This window comes from Lacticaseibacillus jixiensis (genome assembly GCF_042847315.1).
Classification (GTDB): Bacteria; Bacillota; Bacilli; order Lactobacillales; family Lactobacillaceae; genus Lacticaseibacillus; species Lacticaseibacillus jixiensis.
In genome coordinates, this window is record NZ_BAAFPR010000013.1 from 11,347 (window position 1) to 27,891 (window position 16,545).

Below are 16,545 nucleotides of genomic sequence, written 5' to 3' on the forward strand. Positions count from 1 at the left end.
TATGGCAGGAATAAGTTTAACCTATAACGGCGTTGATCTATCACAATGGTTCGACGTGACCGATGTTCAGCGTAACTTCGGCAGTAACCACGTCAACACGATGACCAAGGTCGGACAGAGCGATGGTCAGCTGTGGCAATACATGTCCCGCGACACTAAGACAATTACCATTTCTGGCATCGTTGCAAATGCCAACTTGGCTAACTTGAGGCGTGACCTTGGGGCTGCACTTGATGTTGACGAACCGGAGCAATTAATTATCGGTGATGACACTGGTGTGTACTATCTTGCCATTTATGATGGCCAGCCAACTATTGCTGAGGACTGGCGAAGCGGCACCATTAGTCTTACATTCATTGTCCCTGACGGTGTGGCACATTCATTAGCCACTGAAACGGTCACTAATACCGATGGAACGGATACTGTCAGCTTTACCAACAATGGGAGCTATAAATCATACCCTCTAGTTGAAGTCACTATGGATGGCGATAATGGCTATATTGGTCTGGCTAGCTCAAGCGGAGGCTACTTGGAGTTCGGTAATGAAGAAGAAGTTGACGGGGTAACGCTGCAAAAAACCGAGCATGCGCTGGCACTAGGTTTGGAATCAGCACCATCTGGTGTTCAATATAATGTCGGCGCTACCAACTATCCTAACTACGTTGGTGACAGCAGCAAGCCTAATGTTCGTCAGGGCTCGATTACGTATGGAAGGGACCCTGTGGGGGGCACCGCTGCTTTACCAACGTTTATCAATGGTAGTTATTGGGCTGGGCCGTCACTATACGTTCCTATTTCAGCTAATAGCGCGGGTTCGGCAACCGGAAACTTCAGTTATACCGCACGGGGGATTTACAACACGAACAAGAATGCTATGGGGAGACTTGAACAAGTGTTGCAGTCTGGAAGCGACGTTGCTTTTGAATCCGTATTACGCGATAGCACAAATAATGCTGACCAGATTGTTTGGGAAGTGTGGATTCAAAACACTCTGGTTAAGAGCCAGTCTCTTAATCGCAAGAATTTTGCTAACAACAAATATATACAGACTCAAATTACCAAGATTGGACCAAATATTAAGTTCGCTCTCGGTGCTGTTTCTAAAATCAGTGCTGGAAATATTGCGACCGTGACAACACCTTTAATCGTTAGTTCTACGCGTTACGACCTAGCTGGTTTGTCGATAGATGGCTGGAGCTCCTGGTTTGAACGATGGCAAGGAAACCAGCACGTGCTCATGTCTCTATCAGATGTTCGGTTTGACTGGATCAACGTTGACTATTGGGTTGATGAACCAAACCGTTGGGCCAGTGGCGATGTTGTGACAATCGACACTCGGAATAAGCAGGTACTAACTAACGGGGTAGTTGATATGAATCTAAATACTGTGGGAAATCATTGGGATGACTTTTATCTGGCGCCGGGTGACAACAATATTCAAATTGGATACTCAAGCTGGGCTAATGCCCCACAGGTAGAAATAAATTGGGAGGAGGCGTTTGTCTGATGGAGTTCTACTTTACTGACCGTCAGTATAACTTGCTTGGCATTGCATCGACTGAACGTGGGCGGTTTAGAATCGCGGGTGAGGTTGAAGCGCAGTCGACGACTGCAAGTACAGTTGCGCTCACCGGCAACGTTTACTTCGTCAAAGAAGACCTGAACGACGCAATCAATATGTGCGTAGGTGAGGGCGGCAACTACATTCTGTACGAAGATGACCGCGGTGTTGGACATTTCATGACGATTCAAAACACACAGGTTGACAACGCAGGGTGTTCAATCAACTTTCAGGCTGATGACGCTGGTAATGACCTGAAAAATGAAATTGTGGGAGCCTACACGGCTACCAAAGCGATGACCTTTGCGCAATACTTTTCTATGTTCTGCGCAGATTCCGGCTGGGAGATTGGCCTCAACGAAATCCCTACCAGTGCACGCACACTTGAGTTTACCAGTGAGCAAACTAGCTATGACCGCATGCTAGAAGTCGCAAATGGCTTTGGAGTAAGCCTCTATTATACCTTCGAGATCAACGGGCTAGAGCCTGTACACCGCTACTTAAATGTAGTAAACAAGCTGGGTAGTACCACCAACGTGACACTACGGCAAGGCACTGACATCTCACAAATCGTGTCCGAGACCAGCACGGCTGACTTACACACAAGCATTAAAGCCTATGGTGCAACGCCAGACGGCGCCGCCACACCAATTAACCTCGCGGGATATAAGTGGACAGATAACACTGGCCAGTTTGTGCTCGGCAGTGATGGTGTCCTACGCGACACTATCGCAATTCGCACATGGTCAAGGCTGCGTAGTAACGCCAACCCGACGCCAGAGTCTAGCCACTTACAGATGGTAAAGACCTATGAAGCTACGACGCAAGCCACCCTGATGCAGTCCGCTTTGGCTGACCTGAAAACGTATAATCACCCGGCTGTAAACTACACCGTCACGATGGCTAGGGTGCCAAGTGAACTGACCAAGGGTGACGTCGTGAATGTTGAGGACGAAGCGCAAAACTTATACTTGTCAGCAACCGTCCTTGAGGTTGACAAGTGTTACTCGATGCCGTCCAGCAGCACGTTGACACTAGGCGACTTTAAAATTGAGCATGATCAGACCTCCACACAGATTAAGCAGATGGCCCAGATGATTAGTCAAATTCCAGCCGGAAAGGACGGCGTGGACGCCGTTGTTTTGAGCGTTAGCAGCGTGAATGGAAATATGTTCAAGAATACGGGAATATCGACCATCCTAACGGTGTCTATTTCGGTTGGAGGGTCGGTCCTTGATACCGCCGAAAAGATGCACGCGGTGTTCGGGGCAGATGCTTATCTGCAATGGCAGGTTAAAAACGTCGGTGAGCTGGAGTTTGCCGACGTATCATTGACAGACAAACGGCTATCAGACGAAGGGTTCTTGTTTGCCGTTAGTGCTGAAGATGTTAATAACAAATCAACTTTCAAATGTGAACTTTACTACTAGGAGGGAATTTATAAATGGCAACAATAAAAGCATCAAGTCAAACTGACCTTATCGATCTTACAGACGGTTACAGCGTAATCTTGTCCAATGAGTCACACGTCTTTAATGGCGACACCGACAGCGTTGACACCACACAATCAACCACTACGACTGTCATGGCACTATGTGGTAGCGAACAAGTGCCGGCTACTGTCGGGGCAATTACAGGTGCAACCGGCATCACAGGAGTATCTGATGGTAAAACACCAGCGCCAGTGATTACCATTACTGCTACATCAGCACTCAAGACTGCAGGCACGCTCACGATTCCGGTACAGATTGGTGACATCACGATCAATAAGCAATTCAGTTATTCGATTGCATTCAAAGGTGCTGCTGGCAGTGACGGGAAGAACGGTACCAGCGTTACTGTATCAAGCACAGCGACCACCTATCAAGCTGCAGCTGATGGCACGAACACGCCTACTGGAACGTGGGCAACTTCAATGCCAAATGTGCCCGTGGGAAACTATCTCTGGTCAAAAACTGTCGTAACCTACTCAGACGGTAAGAGTACCACGACCTATGGTGTGACCTACTATCCGAAAAATGGTACGAACGGATCTAGCGTGACCGTATCATCAAATGTCACGGAGTACGTCGTCGGTTCTGATGGCACGAACACGCCCACAACTGGATGGACGACCACGATTCCAACCGTTGCAGCTGGTAAGTATTTGTGGACACGTGTAACGGTCAAGTATTCGGATGGCAAGTCCACGGTATCATATAGCGTTGCGCGTCAGGCCACTGATGGCAAGAACGGGAATGATGGTGCGGACGCACTCACGATGGTGGTATTGTCAAGCGCGGGAACTATCTTCAAAAACACAGCCGTTGCTACTACACTTAATGCTCATGTTTACAAAGGTGGGGCAGAAGTCACTGGAGCTGCCCTAGCAGCATTGGGAACGATTAAATGGTACAAAGATAATGCGACTTCAGCAGTGGGGACAGGTTCATCACTCACAATCAATGCCGGTGATGTCGCCAGCAAGGCAACTTACACGGCAGAACTAGAGGGTTAGCCATGGTAGTTAAAGCACTCGAGACAATCACTTTAGCGCGAGTAGATGATGGCACTCCGGGTAGCAAAGATGTGCCAATGACCTACGTGCAGACAGCACAGCCAAGCGGGACGATTGTTAAAGATTCCATTTGGTGGGTTGGCGACACAATGAGTTCTGTAACTGCATTAAAACGTTGGAACGGTTCATCTTGGATTCCCGAAACAATCTCACAAGACGTGCTTAATGTCGTGTCATTAAATGCGGTGAATATCACTGGTTCAACAATCAGCGGTTCTAGCTTCGTTTCTTCATTCAGCAAGGTTCAGCAGAATGGCACGACGTTTACTGTTCATGGGACTTCAACGCTTGAAAATGGTGCACTATCTACGATTGCATATAAAGATAGTGATAATTCCTTATACTCGACTACAAACGTTTCCCCGGTAGACATTGGATCTGTAATGTATGGCAGTGGAACTAAGGTTGATGAGGTTAGGCTAAGAGATGGGCAACTTTATTTAGGAAGCCTATATAAAGATTCTGCTAGTTCAAGTCCATATTGGGATGACGGAGTAATTACTGCGGAACAATTGCTAATGATGCAACGTTGTGGGTTAATTTTATGGACGGGAACAGCATTCCTTAACGGAAGTCAAACGCTGAAACCAACTATGCCCGTTAGTAAATGCTTAAATGGATGGCTGCTTGAATGGCAAGAATACAAAAATGGGAGTCCAGCAGGGACTGATGTTTTAGCAACACCAATTTATAAAACAATGGTCGCGAAGTTTCCTGGTGCTGGATTTAATCTACCTATGACTAGCTATTACGGGGAATCATTCAATAAATACTGCTATCCGACTAATACCACTATTAAAGGTAATGATAAAAATGGGAAATCAGGAAGCCCTGCTGCAGGCTATGTCTTAACAGCTATTTATGCATTTTAAGCTAACATAGGAGTATAAAATGGGATCAAAAGATGAAATAAAGGTATTGTTTGACTTAGATAGCAATGGCTACATCACCGGATGGCAGCAAGAGTTCTACGATGGGACAAACTGGATTGCACCATTTGATACAGCAAACGCCGTTGATCTAGCGCAAACCGAAATCGACAAGATCGTACTTGGTGCCAGCAAGCTGATTGACGGAGAAATCGTAGTTGACAAGGCCAAGCAAGCGGAGATTGAGGCGGAAGCCAACAAGGTTGTGCCAACGACTGAACAACAGCTAATCGCCACGCTAAGCCTACGGTTAGCACAACTGGAGGCGAATTCATGAGCAATTACGACCAGTGCGCGCTGTTTTACGGTTGGGGAATTGATCTAACACCTTATGTGCCAGTAATGATCACGCTTGATGAATATAAACAGATTACCGGTAACGACTACGCCGCTGGGGCAAACGCCTAGCGGTATTTTTGTGGAAGGAAGTGAGAAAGTGACATTTTTTGGATACACGATTGGTGACTGGGCGGAGTTCATATCAATCATAGGGGTGGGCGTAAGTGCGGGCAGTTGGCTGTTCAAAAAGATTGCCTTAGATCCATTACGATCTGATATTCAAGTGCTTTCAGAGACAATTAATCGTCAGCTCAAGCTGCACGAACAGTCGCTGGCAAACTTGAATACTCATCTGAAAACACATGATGAAGAGCTTGGCAGTCACTCGGTTAGGATTACTCGATTGGAAGACCATGTAGGCATCAAAGGAGATAATGATGATGAAGATTAACTGGAAAGTACGAGTATTGAGCGTCAAGTTCTGGCTGGCCTTAGTGCCGGCTATTTTATTGCTTGCGCAAGCTGTGGCTGCGCCTTTTGGTTATAAGTGGGACTTTGCCAACCTAGGCACGCAACTGACCGGCATCGTCAATGCGGTATTCGCGGTGCTGTCAATTCTCGGTGTGGTTGCTGACCCGACTACGGCTGGCTTGACTGACAGTGCTCAAGCACTGACTTACACCACACCTAAGAAGGAGGACAAGTAAAATGACCTTAAACGGTATTGATATCGCCAACTATCAAGCTGGAATCCCCAAGATGCCTGGTGATTTTCGCATCGTAAAGGCGACCGAATCAAGTACTTACACCAACCCAGCACTGGCCGACCAGATTGCCAAAGCACCGGCGCTATTAGGCTTCTACCACTTTGCCTCTAATGGTGACGTCCAGGCTGAAGCCGATCACTACTTGGCGACCGTCAAGCCATATATCGGCAAGGCTATGTTGATTTTGGACTACGAACCCGCACGCCCATCTGTCGCGTGGGCCAAGTCTTGGCTGGATTACGTCTATCAAAAGACCGGCGTTCGCCCAGTAATCTACATGAGTTTGGCCGTCGAAAACGCCTACGACTGGTCAAGCGTTGTTAAAGACGGTTACGGCGTGTGGATTGCCCAATACAACAATTACAACGCCGTCCACGGCTACCAGCCTCGCGATTTGTATGGCACCCTCAAGTGCTGGCCAAGTATGGCGATGTTTCAATACACAAGTTCTGGTCGTTTGACTGGCTGGGGTGCATCATTGGACTTCGACGCCTTTTACGGCGACAAGCTGGCGTGGGCCAAGTATGCGGCAATCAGTGGTAAACCCGTGGCAACCGTTAAAGCTTCCACACCCGCCGTGGTTAATCACACGACACGGACTAAGACGGCCATTGCGGTCAACGTCACCTATGAGTTACACCAGCAAGGTGCTGGATGGCTGGGAGCGGTCACTAACTTCAACAACACAAACTCCAATGGCTTTGCTGGCAATCCCAATCATCGACACGATGCACTTTGCATCAAAGTAAGCCACGGGACAATTAAGTATCGTGTCCGCGTGATCGGTGGCGAGTGGTTGCCGTGGGTCACCGGCTACAATCATAAGGACGCTGTCAACGGCTATGCTGGGACGTTCGGCAAGACCATCGACGCTGTCGAAATGATCTACATTACACCCGCAGGTGAGGCTTATAGCCAAGCTTACTACCGGTCACAGACGACCACACAAGCTGGTTGGTTGCGGACCGTCTGTGATGATGGCCGTTCGGTTGCTGGGTTTACCGACAGCTATGCCGGCAATTTTGGCCAACCACTAGACCGCTTGCAGATTAATATCGGGACTAGCAATCCATTTTATAAGTGATAAATACAGTTTCAATTTCAAAGCGCAATTGTTATGATGGGTATATGAATAAACAATTTGTGCGAGTTTGTTTTCCATCTAGGCAAACAATTGCTGATCTCGGCGAAGCAATGTTGAATGACGTCGGAGCAAAAGAAAACGTTGATTATTTAGTACAAGGCCATCAAAATGGTTCTGAAGGGTCAATTGAGCTGTTAGGAAACGGTACGCACATTAAGACCGTTGTTTTAGCTGTATGTCTCCAACCGCAAATACTGGACGTCGCTGCACTTGATGCTATTAACGTTCAAGCAGAAACAATGTTTCGCGAAGAAACTTCATATGGCGTTAAAGATGCAGATGGAATTGATAGAATACTTGGAGCGATTTTCAATAGTTTTGGTGGATCAGAATTTTACCCTGGAATCATCAAAAAGGTTGCAGCATACTGGTACAAAATTGCTACAACTCAGATGTTTCACAATGGCAACAAACGTACTGCGCTCTTGTCAGCTATTTATTTTTTACTGTATTGCGGGTTCACATGGAAAGATGTTGACGGAAACGAACTTTATGAGATCACAGTTCGGGTTGCCAAGGGTGAAATTAGTCAGAATGATTTAGAGATACTTGTCCGTCGGAAAATTGGACTACAATATTTTGATAGCGCAAGCGAAGCGATTGAATACAATGGTGCTAATTTTACGATGCGATTTGGAATTGACAGAATCTCTCACTATGGATTACACTTTCTTGAATAATGGAGGCAAGAGCAATGGATATTCGTTTTGAAACAAAAAGTTTGGATGACGTTCTGAACGCCTCACTATCAAATGTAAAACAAGATCAATCAGATGCTGATATGAAGAGTGTCGTTCCGGTTAAACAGGTTAAAAGAGGTATTAGCGCTCTTTTGAAAAATAAAGAGATCAAAGAAGCCGTAACTCTGCTTGCAGCGGAGTAGCTCATTAAATCTCATCATTGCCTCACTCTGCTAACGCGGGGTGGGGCTTTTTTGATTGCAAAAAAATAAGCCCAACTGGGCGGCAGTAGCGTTATTTAAACACGATGTGTGAGAGCGTATTTTGACCAGAAAGTGACCAGATTTAACGGGAAACAACGAGATATTAACGGGAAATTAGGGCATTGAGTGGGGTAGTAATGATATACTTGAGCCCATGCCAACAGCGGCTTTAGGCCGTTTAAAGCGCAGATATTATTTACCAAAGTTGGTACACCTAACACTAGTCAAATCGGCGTGAATGCGCTATGATTAGCACAGTAAAACGTTTTCTATGGAGGGACCCATCGTGGACTTATTTGAAAGCTTAAGCAACAAGATCAACGGTAAAGATTTGACTATCGTTTTCCCTGAAGGCTATGACCCGCGGATCATTGGCGCAGCGGTGCGTTTGGCCGCTGACGGCTTGATCAAGCCGATCCTGCTTGGCGATCCAGTTGAAATCGCCAAAGTCGCAGCTGAGAAGGGTTTTGACATCACCAAAGTCACTGTGCGTGATCCAGCCACCGACGCGGCACACGACGCGATGGCCGAAGCCTTCGTGACCCGCCGCAAAGGCAAGGCCACGCCGGAACAAGCTGACAAAATCGTGCGTGACCCGAATTACTTCGGCACCATGCTGGTTTATTTAGGCAAGGCCGATGGGATGGTTTCCGGTGCTGTGCACTCGACTGCCGACACGGTACGGCCGGCTTTGCAAATCGTGAAGACCCGCCCAGATGCAACCCGGATCTCTGGCGCCTTCATCATGCAGCGCGGCCGCGACGAACGCTACTTGTTTGCCGATAACGCCATCAACATCGATCCTAACGCGCAAGAACTGGCTGAAATCGCTGTTGAATCTGCCCGCACCGCCAAGATCTTTGACATCGACCCTAAAGTGGCGCTGTTAAGCTTCTCCACTAAAGGTTCCGCCAAGGCCCCGCAAGTGGACAAAGTCGTTGAAGCGACCAAGATCGCCCATGAATTGAAGCCGGACTTGGCCTTAGATGGTGAATTACAATTTGACGCTGCCTTTGTGCCAACGGTGGCTAAGCTTAAGGCCCCAGATTCTAAGGTGGCCGGCTACGCCAATGTCTTCATTTTCCCAGATCTGCAAGCCGGCAACATCGGCTACAAGATCGCGCAGCGCTTCGGCAACTTTGAAGCCATCGGCCCGATCCTGCAAGGCTTAAACGCGCCAGTTGCTGATTTGTCTCGCGGCTGCAACGAAGAAGATGTCTACAAGCTAGCCATCATCACTGCCGCACAAGCATTGAACTAACTTCCAAATAAGCACCTTTGTCGGCTGGGCTGACAAAGGTGCTTTTTGCGTGGGTGGCATTCTGGCCACAATCGCGCGATAATATAAGCACAATCAATCAAAGGGGATCGACTTATGGACTTTGCAAACGAAACGGCTTTCCAAGCGTGGGCGCAAACTGTTGCACCGCAGCTTCAAGCAGGGGATGTTTTGCTGTTGGATGGTGACTTGGGCGCCGGCAAGACCAGCTTCACCAAAGGCTTGGCATTAGGCTTGGGGATTCACGGGCCGATCAAGTCGCCGACATTTACCATCATCCGCGAATACCAGAATGGCCGCTTGCCACTGTACCATATGGACATTTATCGGCTGGAAGACGGCGGCGCTGAAGATTTGGGGTTGGAAGAATATTTTGAAGGCGACGGCGTGTCGGTGGTGGAATGGCCGGAGTTTCTCGGCGTGTCGCTGCCTGAAGAATATTTGATGATCCAAATCGTCAAAGACGAACACGATGACCAGGCCCGCCATGTGAACTTGCTGCCGCATGGGGCGCGTTATACCGAACTGGCCCAAGCAATCGAATGATCATTTTCTCCGCACTTGTTGAATGACTCGCCCAGGCTGGCGAAAATATGGTATGTTAGCGTTACCAAGTAAAGATGAGGTGAGGCTAGGATGGCAGATTCTGATCCTACGATCATTGACATGTTCCGCTTCGTCTTCGGCACAGTTGTGAAGAAGAAGAAGCTGTTGTGGCTTAATGTGGCAGCGCTGACGTTGATCACCGTGTTGGGGTTTGTGGTGCCGCAGATCACCCAATACATCATCGACACGGTGATTCCGCAGCGCAGTTATACGTTGTTGATTGGCGCCATTGCGATTCTGTTGATCACGGCGGTGGTGTTGGGGATCCTCAATTACTTCTCCACGTATTACATGGCGGTGATGAGCCAAAACGCCATCACCGAGTTGCGCAACGACTTGTACATCCGCATCTTGAAACAAGACACGGAATTCTTCGAGTCCAGCAAAACCGGCGACTTGATGACCCGCTTGACGTCTGATATCAACAACTTGCAAAGTTTGATCTCTGCCAACATGTTGAACGTGATCGGCTCGGCGTTTACGTTCATCGGCGTGTTGGTGTTGATTTTCTGGATCAATTGGCAGATGGCTTTGGCAGTGTCTTGCACCTTCCCGTTGATGTATGCGATCCAGCGGTACTTCCGCAAGCGCATGCATGAAGCCTTTCGTCAGGCCCGCCGCAGCCAAGCGCTGATGTCCAATCAGATGCAGCAGACCTTGACACAAATCGATTTGATCAAAAGTTACACCACTGAGGATTGGGAAGCGGATCGCTTTGATGAAATCGCTGAACTCAATCGCGAGAACATGATCGACGCCGGGCGCAATCAGGCTTATTTTGGGCCGCTGATCGATTCGGCCAATTATCTGGGGACGGCGATCGTGTTGCTGCTAGGGGCGTATTTTATCATGCAGCATACCTTGACGGTGGGCCAATTGGTGGCGTATATCTCTTATGTGGCGATGGTGCAAACGCCGATTCGCACTTTGGCGCGCCTGTTGAATCAACTGCAGCAGTCCTTGGTGTCTTTCGGCCGCATTCGCGCGGTGGAAGGCGTTGAGCCCATGGTGGTCGATAAACCGCTGGCTGGGCCTTTTCCTCAGCTGCAACATGCGATCCACTTAGAGGCAGTGTCTTTTGATTATGGAGATTCACCAACGCTGCATCGTGTCAGCTTCGATATCCCGCAAGGTCAAACCACGGCGCTGGTGGGCCGCTCCGGTTCCGGCAAAACGACTATCACCAAGGTGCTTACGCGCATGTATGATCTCAATGGCGGGCATATCTATTTTGATGACACTGAGATCCGCGACATTCGGCTGCGGGATTTGCGCCAAAATATCGCCATTGTCAGCCAAGACATCTACATCATCGACGGGACCATTCGCGATAATGTGTTGTATGGCAGACCAGACGCGTCTGATGAAGCGGTGTGGCGGGTATTAGGCTTGGCAGATTTGGCTGAGTTTATCCAGCAATTGCCGCAAGCGTTAGACACTCCGGTAGGCGAGCGCGGTGTGAAATTATCTGGCGGCCAAAAGCAGCGCTTGGCCATTGCCCGAGCGTTGTTAAAAGATGCGCCGATCATCATTTTGGATGAAGCCACGGCCAATCTTGACAACGAATCAGAAAAGGCGATCCAAGCCGCATTTGATCACTTGTTGCAAGATCGCACGGCGTTGGTGATTGCGCATCGCTTGTCCACGGTGCATAACGCCGATCAAATCGTGGTGTTGGATGCCGGGCAAGTTGTCGAGCGCGGCACCCACACCAGCTTGTTAGCCAAAGGCGGGGCCTATGCCGCCTTGTATCAAGCGCAATTTGAATGATTGAAGGTTTATGCAGAATGAAGACGGTATTATTGCCGAAAGTTTCAGATGAGTTAACGCATCACTGGCTGAGCCAGCGCGGTTATCATGTCGTGACTTGTGAAAATCCTGGGGCTGAGGAGATCTTGCGCTTGGCGCCAAATGCGGCGGCGGTGATGATGATTTCAAAGCCCATCCCCAATGATTTATATGCCTTGCTGCCTAACCTTGAGATCCTGGCGCGCCGCGGGGTAGGCTATGATGCCATTGATGTAGAAACAGCCGCGGCGCATGGCGTGTGGGTGACTAATGCGCCAGGAGCCAATGCGCAAAGTGTCGCTGAATTGGCCTTGATGGATCTGTTGATGCTGGCGCGCAATTTCGGGGTCGTGAATCACTTGGCGCGCAACGGCGAATGGGGACAGGCTTATGCCACCTTGGGCCATGAGTTAAGGGCCGAAGTCGTTGGCATCGTCGGCTTTGGCCATGTGGGACAGGCCTTGGCGCAATTGCTGCATGCATTAGGCGTCAAGGTGTTATTGTATGATCGCCATCCGCAAGCCACGACGTTGGGGACTTTTGTCAGCTGGGATGAATTGTTTCAACAAGCCGATTATGTCAGCGTGCATTTGGCGGCAACGCCGGAAACCAAACATTGCATCGGGGCGCGGGAGTTGGCGCTGATGAAGCCCACTGCCAGTTTGGTCAATTTAGCCCGCGGCAGCGTGGTAGACAATCAAGCGCTGTATCAAGCCTTAACTGCCAAGACGATCGCACAAGCGGCGTTGGATGTGTTTGAAGCTGAGCCGCTGCCGTTAAGCGATCCGCTGTATCAACTGCCTAACGTGATCATGACGCCGCACATTGGCGCTGATACCTTAGAAGCCAATCGCGTGATGGCAGAAATTGCCGCGCGCCAAATCGATTTGGTGTTATCCGGACACACGCCAGAATATCCGGTGAACCACCCCGGCTTTAAATAACCACAAAAAAACGGCAAGCCCTTGAAACCAGAGATTTGGTTTTAAGGGCTTGCTGTTATGTTTCGCTTAGTGTTTGAAATTAGCCAGTAGTTTACGAGCACGCTTGCCAGCGATGCGTCGGCCCACTAAAGTCTGCTTGGGTGCAGCTGGAGTTGGGGTTTGGCTTGGCGCAGTTTGAATGATCGGCAAAGCAGCTACCGCGTCTGAGGCCGCGTCGATCAAAGCGTTCATATGTTTTTTGGTCATTGATGAGTTGGCTTGCACGGTTTCTAAGAAAGCCGCTAACCAAGCCACATGGGTTTCGCGTTGGCTGTTGGTTGAAAGTGCTAAGTCTTGGGCGATCGTGTCGGCCAAGGTTGCTTCTTCCCATTGATTCAACGTTTGCAGGTGCTTGGCATAAATGGTGTCGACTTGCTTGCACAGCCAGTCGATTAAAGCTTCAGGATCGGCGTCGATGGTCGTCGCGGTACTTTGGGCATACACCAGCGCATCGTTGTGCAGACGGGTGGCGATGTTAGCCCGCCAAGTCTTGTTGCCGATGTGATCGACATGTTCGAGCGTTTCATTGTAGGCTTGCGGCGTGATCGATTCTAGAGTTGCAACTTGTTCCATGAAAACTGATCTCCTTTGTGGCCAACACAACATGCCAGCCTTATACTCCGCGTTGTAGGCAACGCACAATATTCAATTCTCGCACAAATCACTGATTTCGCCAAGTTTTTCACAGAAATCAATCTGATTTGGCGTCAGTCGCTTGATGATAAGCGGCTGCTTGGGCCTCCCATTGCGCGCGATCTTCGGCGGTAATGTGGCGCAAGATCCGAGCAGGATTACCGACTGCCACCACGTCATCAGGTAAGTCATGCGTGACCACCGAACCAGCACCGACCACGACGTTTTGGCCGATGTTGACGCCTGGCAGCACCGTGACGTTGCCGCCTAGCCAGGTGTTGTTGCCGATGGTGATGGGTTTGGCAAATTCCAACATCGCCACGCGCACGCCGGCGTCGATAGGGTGTCCGGCAGTCAACAAGTTTACCCGCGGGCCGATTTTCACATTATCGCCAATGGTGATCCAATTGGTGTCTAAGAACACTGCGTTGACGTTGCAGAAGAAATGCTTGCCGACTTTGATATGCTTGCCATAATCCACTTGAAAAGGCGGCTCAACAAAGAAGTCGCTGCCATGGATCACTTGGTGTTCTAAAGCCGTGATTTGGGCAAGTTGATCGGCTGGCAGCTGATTGATCTGCTGGACGATCAATCTGCCAGGCAGTTCGCGGTTTTCGTCTTTGATGCGTTCAGTGATGTAAAGTTGTCCCGCCAGCATGCGGGCGTATTCAGGATCTTGCATGTTCTCGCCTCATTTAATGATGATTATGCCCATCATACCACGCAAGGCAGGGGGATTTCAGCAGGGTCGCTGCGGTGTGCAAAGTGACTCTGCGTGAGATGAAGTGTGACGTCGCTAAGGCAAAGCGCGCCTTTGCGGCATTCCGCCTTATCGGCACCGCTAAACCCGCTTTGGGGTGATTTGTGGTAATTATTTAATAGTGGTATGCTAATCAGATATTTGTACCCATAATTCATTGGGACGTCATCTAGTTGACGATGCGCAACGTTTGGGGGAACGACCACAATGAATGCACACACATTACCGCTGCCTTGGCCGATGTATTTGGCCCAGGCGCTGATCGTCGTATTAGTCACGATGGGCTTTGTCACCTATCAAACCCGTACTTGGCAACTGGCTGTGGCGTTGCCGCGCAATTCTTGGCGCGGCCGCTGGCGCCGCTTCTGGGTACCTGGCTTGGCGATTGCATTGGCGGGGTTATTGTTTGTCGATGGCAATGGCCAGTCCATGCCGCAAACTGGTTTAACGTTTAATGCGTTGGCGGTTTTTATTTTGACTTTCGTGATGTTTGATAATGATATCAGTTTATTGGAATATCTCTGTCGCGGGGCGATGTTGATCGGCATCGGTGGCATGTATTATCGCGGCCATTACGCTGAATTAGGCTTTTTGACCGTGATTTGTTTTTGTGCGGTTTGGTTTGCCGTGATCTGGTGGCTCGGCCACGCGATTCGCTACAACATTTTCCGGCACATTCTGGCGATTTTCAGCATTGCGGTGATGTTTTGGTTGACGGTGCCTGAATACACCGTCGGCATTCACTTCACCCCAGCAGTCAAGCTGCAAGCGATCGGTTTGTCGGCAGTGGCGATTGTCGTATCCGGCGTGTATTTGCATGATGTTCATGTTGACGCTGTGCGCAATGCGCGCGCTCGCCACAACGCCACTTATGATGCGCTGACCAATGCGTTGACTTTCGCGCGCTATCAACGCGATATCGCCGAAGCGTTCACGACGGCCAAAAATGGCGCTGATGAGCTGGCGATTATTGCTTTGGATGTGGATTATTTCAAGGTGATCAATGATCAATACGGTCATTTGGTTGGCAACGATGTGCTCACAGCCTTGGCCAAGCGGCTGCAAGCGCAACTGGCAGATGATGCGCGCTTATACCGCACTGGTGGCGAAGAGTTTGCCATCATCGCCCAACATGCCGATGAACAAGCCGCATTGGCTTTGGCGCGGCAGTGCTGGCAGGCGATTCGAGAAGCCCCTTTAATCAGTGGCCAATATCAGATCCAGTGTACGATTTCTTGTGGTGTGACCAACTTGCGCCACAGCGATCAGGATGTGCAACAGCTCTTAAAGCGCGCTGACACCAACTTGTATCAATCCAAACAGCGAGGCCGCGACACCATCACAATGGCCGGTCAAGCTGCCACCACGACGCGACCGGAACGGGCGATGGAAACCTATAGCTATTTCACTCAGCGGATCGTGGATCTTAACCAAAATCTAGCCGTGATCGCCAATGAAGTCAAGCTGGCGCATTATCAGCGTGCCGACGAAACCTGGGAAGTCGTGACCCATCCGCAACCGCTGGCAGTGAAGCTGCCTTTTCTCAAAGAAGCCACACGGATGAATCCTGATGAACGCATGTCGCTTTATTTGGCGTTGGATGAGTTCTATGATCCGCAAATCACAAAGCAGCTTGCGGCGTTCATGCAAGGGGATGCGGTGCCGAAGCTGTTGTGGTTGAATTTGACCAGTCTGCCTGATCCCAAGCAGCTGGCAGTGTGCATGCAGCGTTACCAGAAATTAGACATTCGCGTGTTATTGGAAGTCGCTGACTTCAAGCACAATGCCGCCAAAATCAGCAAGTTGTTGCCGCAAATCGACGGCTTGAAGCTCACTTTGGCTGACTTGCGCGAGGCGTTTGCTGATGATCAAGCCGCAGAAGCGGGGATGGTTGCTTGGTATCAGCGCTGTCGGGCCAATCATACCGACGTGATTTTCGCCGGCATTGAAAATTCTGTCGATGCCGCATATGTCAGCGACGTGTTGCACGGGCATTTTGCCCAAGGCGATATCTTCGATCGTCCAGAACTGCCGCGTTTGGCGTAAACCGATCCTAAATGGGGTCGGTTTTTTTGTGGATTCGATAGCTTATTTTGTTTGAACGATTTATTCAACACGAGCAGATGTGAAACCAAGCGGTGTCCGTTTGTATCGGGTTTTGACTGAGATTGTTCATCCTTTTTGGTATATCAGCCAGTCAGTAACCTGATTAAAATTTAGTAGGATCGGTGAAGCGTAGGTGCGTGGGGTAAGCGTCGGTCAGGCCGTGAAACGTGTGGTGTCAGGTGAGCCTCGCGAACTGTGCAAGGCTCACCT

General features: G+C 49.5%; 17 protein-coding genes and 1 pseudogene. 16 read left to right on the plus strand and 2 right to left on the minus strand.

Features of this window, described 5'->3' with window-relative positions:
* Nucleotide 1 precedes the first annotated feature (1 nt).
* The 15 genes and pseudogenes from ACGG90_RS09380 (at nt 2) to ACGG90_RS09450 (ending at nt 12,797) form a co-directional block, all read left to right on the plus strand.
* Nucleotides 2–1,507, plus strand: coding sequence for a distal tail protein Dit (locus ACGG90_RS09380; RefSeq protein WP_390408731.1), 1,506 nt, complete (start codon nt 2–4; stop codon nt 1,505–1,507).
* Nucleotides 1,507–2,991, plus strand: a complete 1,485-nt coding sequence (locus tag ACGG90_RS09385) for a phage tail spike protein (protein ID WP_390408733.1) — start codon at nt 1,507–1,509, stop codon at nt 2,989–2,991. The genes ACGG90_RS09380 and ACGG90_RS09385 overlap by 1 nt, the downstream gene beginning before the upstream one ends.
* 14 nt (nt 2,992–3,005) lie before the next feature.
* The gene (locus ACGG90_RS09390) at nt 3,006–4,058 is read left to right on the plus strand and encodes a hypothetical protein (RefSeq protein ID WP_390408735.1); all 1,053 of its coding nucleotides are present in this window, start codon (nt 3,006–3,008) and stop codon (nt 4,056–4,058) included.
* A gap of 2 nt (nt 4,059–4,060) precedes the next feature.
* Entirely contained in the window at nt 4,061–4,990 is a 930-nt protein-coding gene (locus tag ACGG90_RS09395; RefSeq protein ID WP_390408738.1) for a hypothetical protein, read from the plus strand.
* Between the two features lie 19 nt (nt 4,991–5,009).
* Nucleotides 5,010–5,324 carry a phage infection protein gene (locus ACGG90_RS09400; RefSeq protein ID WP_390408741.1) on the plus strand — a complete coding sequence of 105 codons (315 nt, stop codon included), beginning with the start codon at nt 5,010–5,012 and terminating at the stop codon, nt 5,322–5,324.
* Nucleotides 5,321–5,455, plus strand: a complete 135-nt coding sequence (locus tag ACGG90_RS09405; protein ID WP_390408743.1) for an XkdX family protein — start codon at nt 5,321–5,323, stop codon at nt 5,453–5,455. Before ACGG90_RS09400 ends, ACGG90_RS09405 begins: the two co-directional genes overlap by 4 nt.
* A 28-nt stretch (nt 5,456–5,483) precedes the next feature.
* Complete coding sequence (locus tag ACGG90_RS09410) at nt 5,484–5,777, plus strand: hypothetical protein (RefSeq protein WP_390408745.1); 294 nt, start codon at nt 5,484–5,486, stop codon at nt 5,775–5,777.
* A pseudogene (locus ACGG90_RS09415) lies at nt 5,767–6,006 on the plus strand (phage holin); the annotation flags it as partial. The gene ACGG90_RS09410 and the pseudogene ACGG90_RS09415, both read left to right, overlap by 11 nt.
* Nucleotides 6,007–6,034: 28 nt before the next feature.
* The gene (locus tag ACGG90_RS09420) at nt 6,035–7,177 is read left to right on the plus strand and encodes a GH25 family lysozyme (RefSeq protein WP_390408748.1); all 1,143 of its coding nucleotides are present in this window, start codon (nt 6,035–6,037) and stop codon (nt 7,175–7,177) included.
* 44 nt (nt 7,178–7,221) lie between these two features.
* On the plus strand, nt 7,222–7,917 hold the full coding sequence (locus ACGG90_RS09425) for a type II toxin-antitoxin system death-on-curing family toxin (RefSeq protein ID WP_390408751.1): 696 nt from the start codon (nt 7,222–7,224) through the stop codon (nt 7,915–7,917).
* A gap of 14 nt (nt 7,918–7,931) precedes the next feature.
* The gene (locus ACGG90_RS09430) at nt 7,932–8,120 is read left to right on the plus strand and encodes a hypothetical protein (protein WP_390408754.1); all 189 of its coding nucleotides are present in this window, start codon (nt 7,932–7,934) and stop codon (nt 8,118–8,120) included.
* Between the two features lie 346 nt (nt 8,121–8,466).
* Entirely contained in the window at nt 8,467–9,441 is a 975-nt protein-coding gene (gene pta, locus ACGG90_RS09435) for a phosphate acetyltransferase (protein ID WP_390408757.1), read from the plus strand.
* Between the two features lie 114 nt (nt 9,442–9,555).
* The gene (gene tsaE, locus ACGG90_RS09440; protein ID WP_390408760.1) at nt 9,556–10,005 is read left to right on the plus strand and encodes a tRNA (adenosine(37)-N6)-threonylcarbamoyltransferase complex ATPase subunit type 1 TsaE; all 450 of its coding nucleotides are present in this window, start codon (nt 9,556–9,558) and stop codon (nt 10,003–10,005) included.
* A 90-nt stretch (nt 10,006–10,095) separates the two neighbouring features.
* Nucleotides 10,096–11,835, plus strand: coding sequence for an ABC transporter ATP-binding protein (locus ACGG90_RS09445; protein ID WP_390408763.1), 1,740 nt, complete (start codon nt 10,096–10,098; stop codon nt 11,833–11,835).
* Nucleotides 11,836–11,852: 17 nt separating this feature from the next.
* A complete protein-coding gene (locus tag ACGG90_RS09450; RefSeq protein WP_390408765.1) occupies nt 11,853–12,797 on the plus strand; it encodes a phosphoglycerate dehydrogenase in 945 nt (314 codons plus the stop codon).
* Between the two features lie 66 nt (nt 12,798–12,863).
* Here the strand turns inward: ACGG90_RS09450 and ACGG90_RS09455 are convergent, their stop codons facing one another.
* On the minus strand, nt 12,864–13,409 hold the full coding sequence (locus tag ACGG90_RS09455) for a hypothetical protein (RefSeq protein WP_390408768.1): 546 nt from the start codon (nt 13,407–13,409) through the stop codon (nt 12,864–12,866).
* A gap of 118 nt (nt 13,410–13,527) precedes the next feature.
* On the minus strand, nt 13,528–14,151 hold the full coding sequence (locus ACGG90_RS09460; RefSeq protein ID WP_390408770.1) for a sugar O-acetyltransferase: 624 nt from the start codon (nt 14,149–14,151) through the stop codon (nt 13,528–13,530).
* 285 nt (nt 14,152–14,436) lie between these two features.
* Between ACGG90_RS09460 and ACGG90_RS09465 the strand changes: the two genes are divergently transcribed.
* Nucleotides 14,437–16,275 (plus strand): diguanylate cyclase, encoded by a 1,839-nt coding sequence (locus ACGG90_RS09465; RefSeq protein ID WP_390408773.1) that lies wholly within the window; start codon nt 14,437–14,439, stop codon nt 16,273–16,275.
* Nucleotides 16,276–16,545: the final 270 nt, after the last annotated feature.

Coding starts and splice junctions, on each gene's coding strand:
- ACGG90_RS09380 (WP_390408731.1), top strand. CDS start 2: ATGGCAGGAATAAGTTTAACCTATAACGGCGTTGATCTATCACAATGG.
- ACGG90_RS09385 (WP_390408733.1), top strand. CDS start 1,507: ATGGAGTTCTACTTTACTGACCGTCAGTATAACTTGCTTGGCATTGCA.
- ACGG90_RS09390 (WP_390408735.1), top strand. CDS start 3,006: ATGGCAACAATAAAAGCATCAAGTCAAACTGACCTTATCGATCTTACA.
- ACGG90_RS09395 (WP_390408738.1), top strand. CDS start 4,061: ATGGTAGTTAAAGCACTCGAGACAATCACTTTAGCGCGAGTAGATGAT.
- ACGG90_RS09400 (WP_390408741.1), top strand. CDS start 5,010: ATGGGATCAAAAGATGAAATAAAGGTATTGTTTGACTTAGATAGCAAT.
- ACGG90_RS09405 (WP_390408743.1), top strand. CDS start 5,321: ATGAGCAATTACGACCAGTGCGCGCTGTTTTACGGTTGGGGAATTGAT.
- ACGG90_RS09420 (WP_390408748.1), top strand. CDS start 6,035: ATGACCTTAAACGGTATTGATATCGCCAACTATCAAGCTGGAATCCCC.
- ACGG90_RS09425 (WP_390408751.1), top strand. CDS start 7,222: ATGAATAAACAATTTGTGCGAGTTTGTTTTCCATCTAGGCAAACAATT.
- ACGG90_RS09430 (WP_390408754.1), top strand. CDS start 7,932: ATGGATATTCGTTTTGAAACAAAAAGTTTGGATGACGTTCTGAACGCC.
- tsaE (WP_390408760.1), top strand. CDS start 9,556: ATGGACTTTGCAAACGAAACGGCTTTCCAAGCGTGGGCGCAAACTGTT.
- ACGG90_RS09445 (WP_390408763.1), top strand. CDS start 10,096: ATGGCAGATTCTGATCCTACGATCATTGACATGTTCCGCTTCGTCTTC.
- ACGG90_RS09450 (WP_390408765.1), top strand. CDS start 11,853: ATGAAGACGGTATTATTGCCGAAAGTTTCAGATGAGTTAACGCATCAC.
- ACGG90_RS09455 (WP_390408768.1), bottom strand. CDS start 13,409: ATGGAACAAGTTGCAACTCTAGAATCGATCACGCCGCAAGCCTACAAT.
- ACGG90_RS09460 (WP_390408770.1), bottom strand. CDS start 14,151: ATGCAAGATCCTGAATACGCCCGCATGCTGGCGGGACAACTTTACATC.
- ACGG90_RS09465 (WP_390408773.1), top strand. CDS start 14,437: ATGAATGCACACACATTACCGCTGCCTTGGCCGATGTATTTGGCCCAG.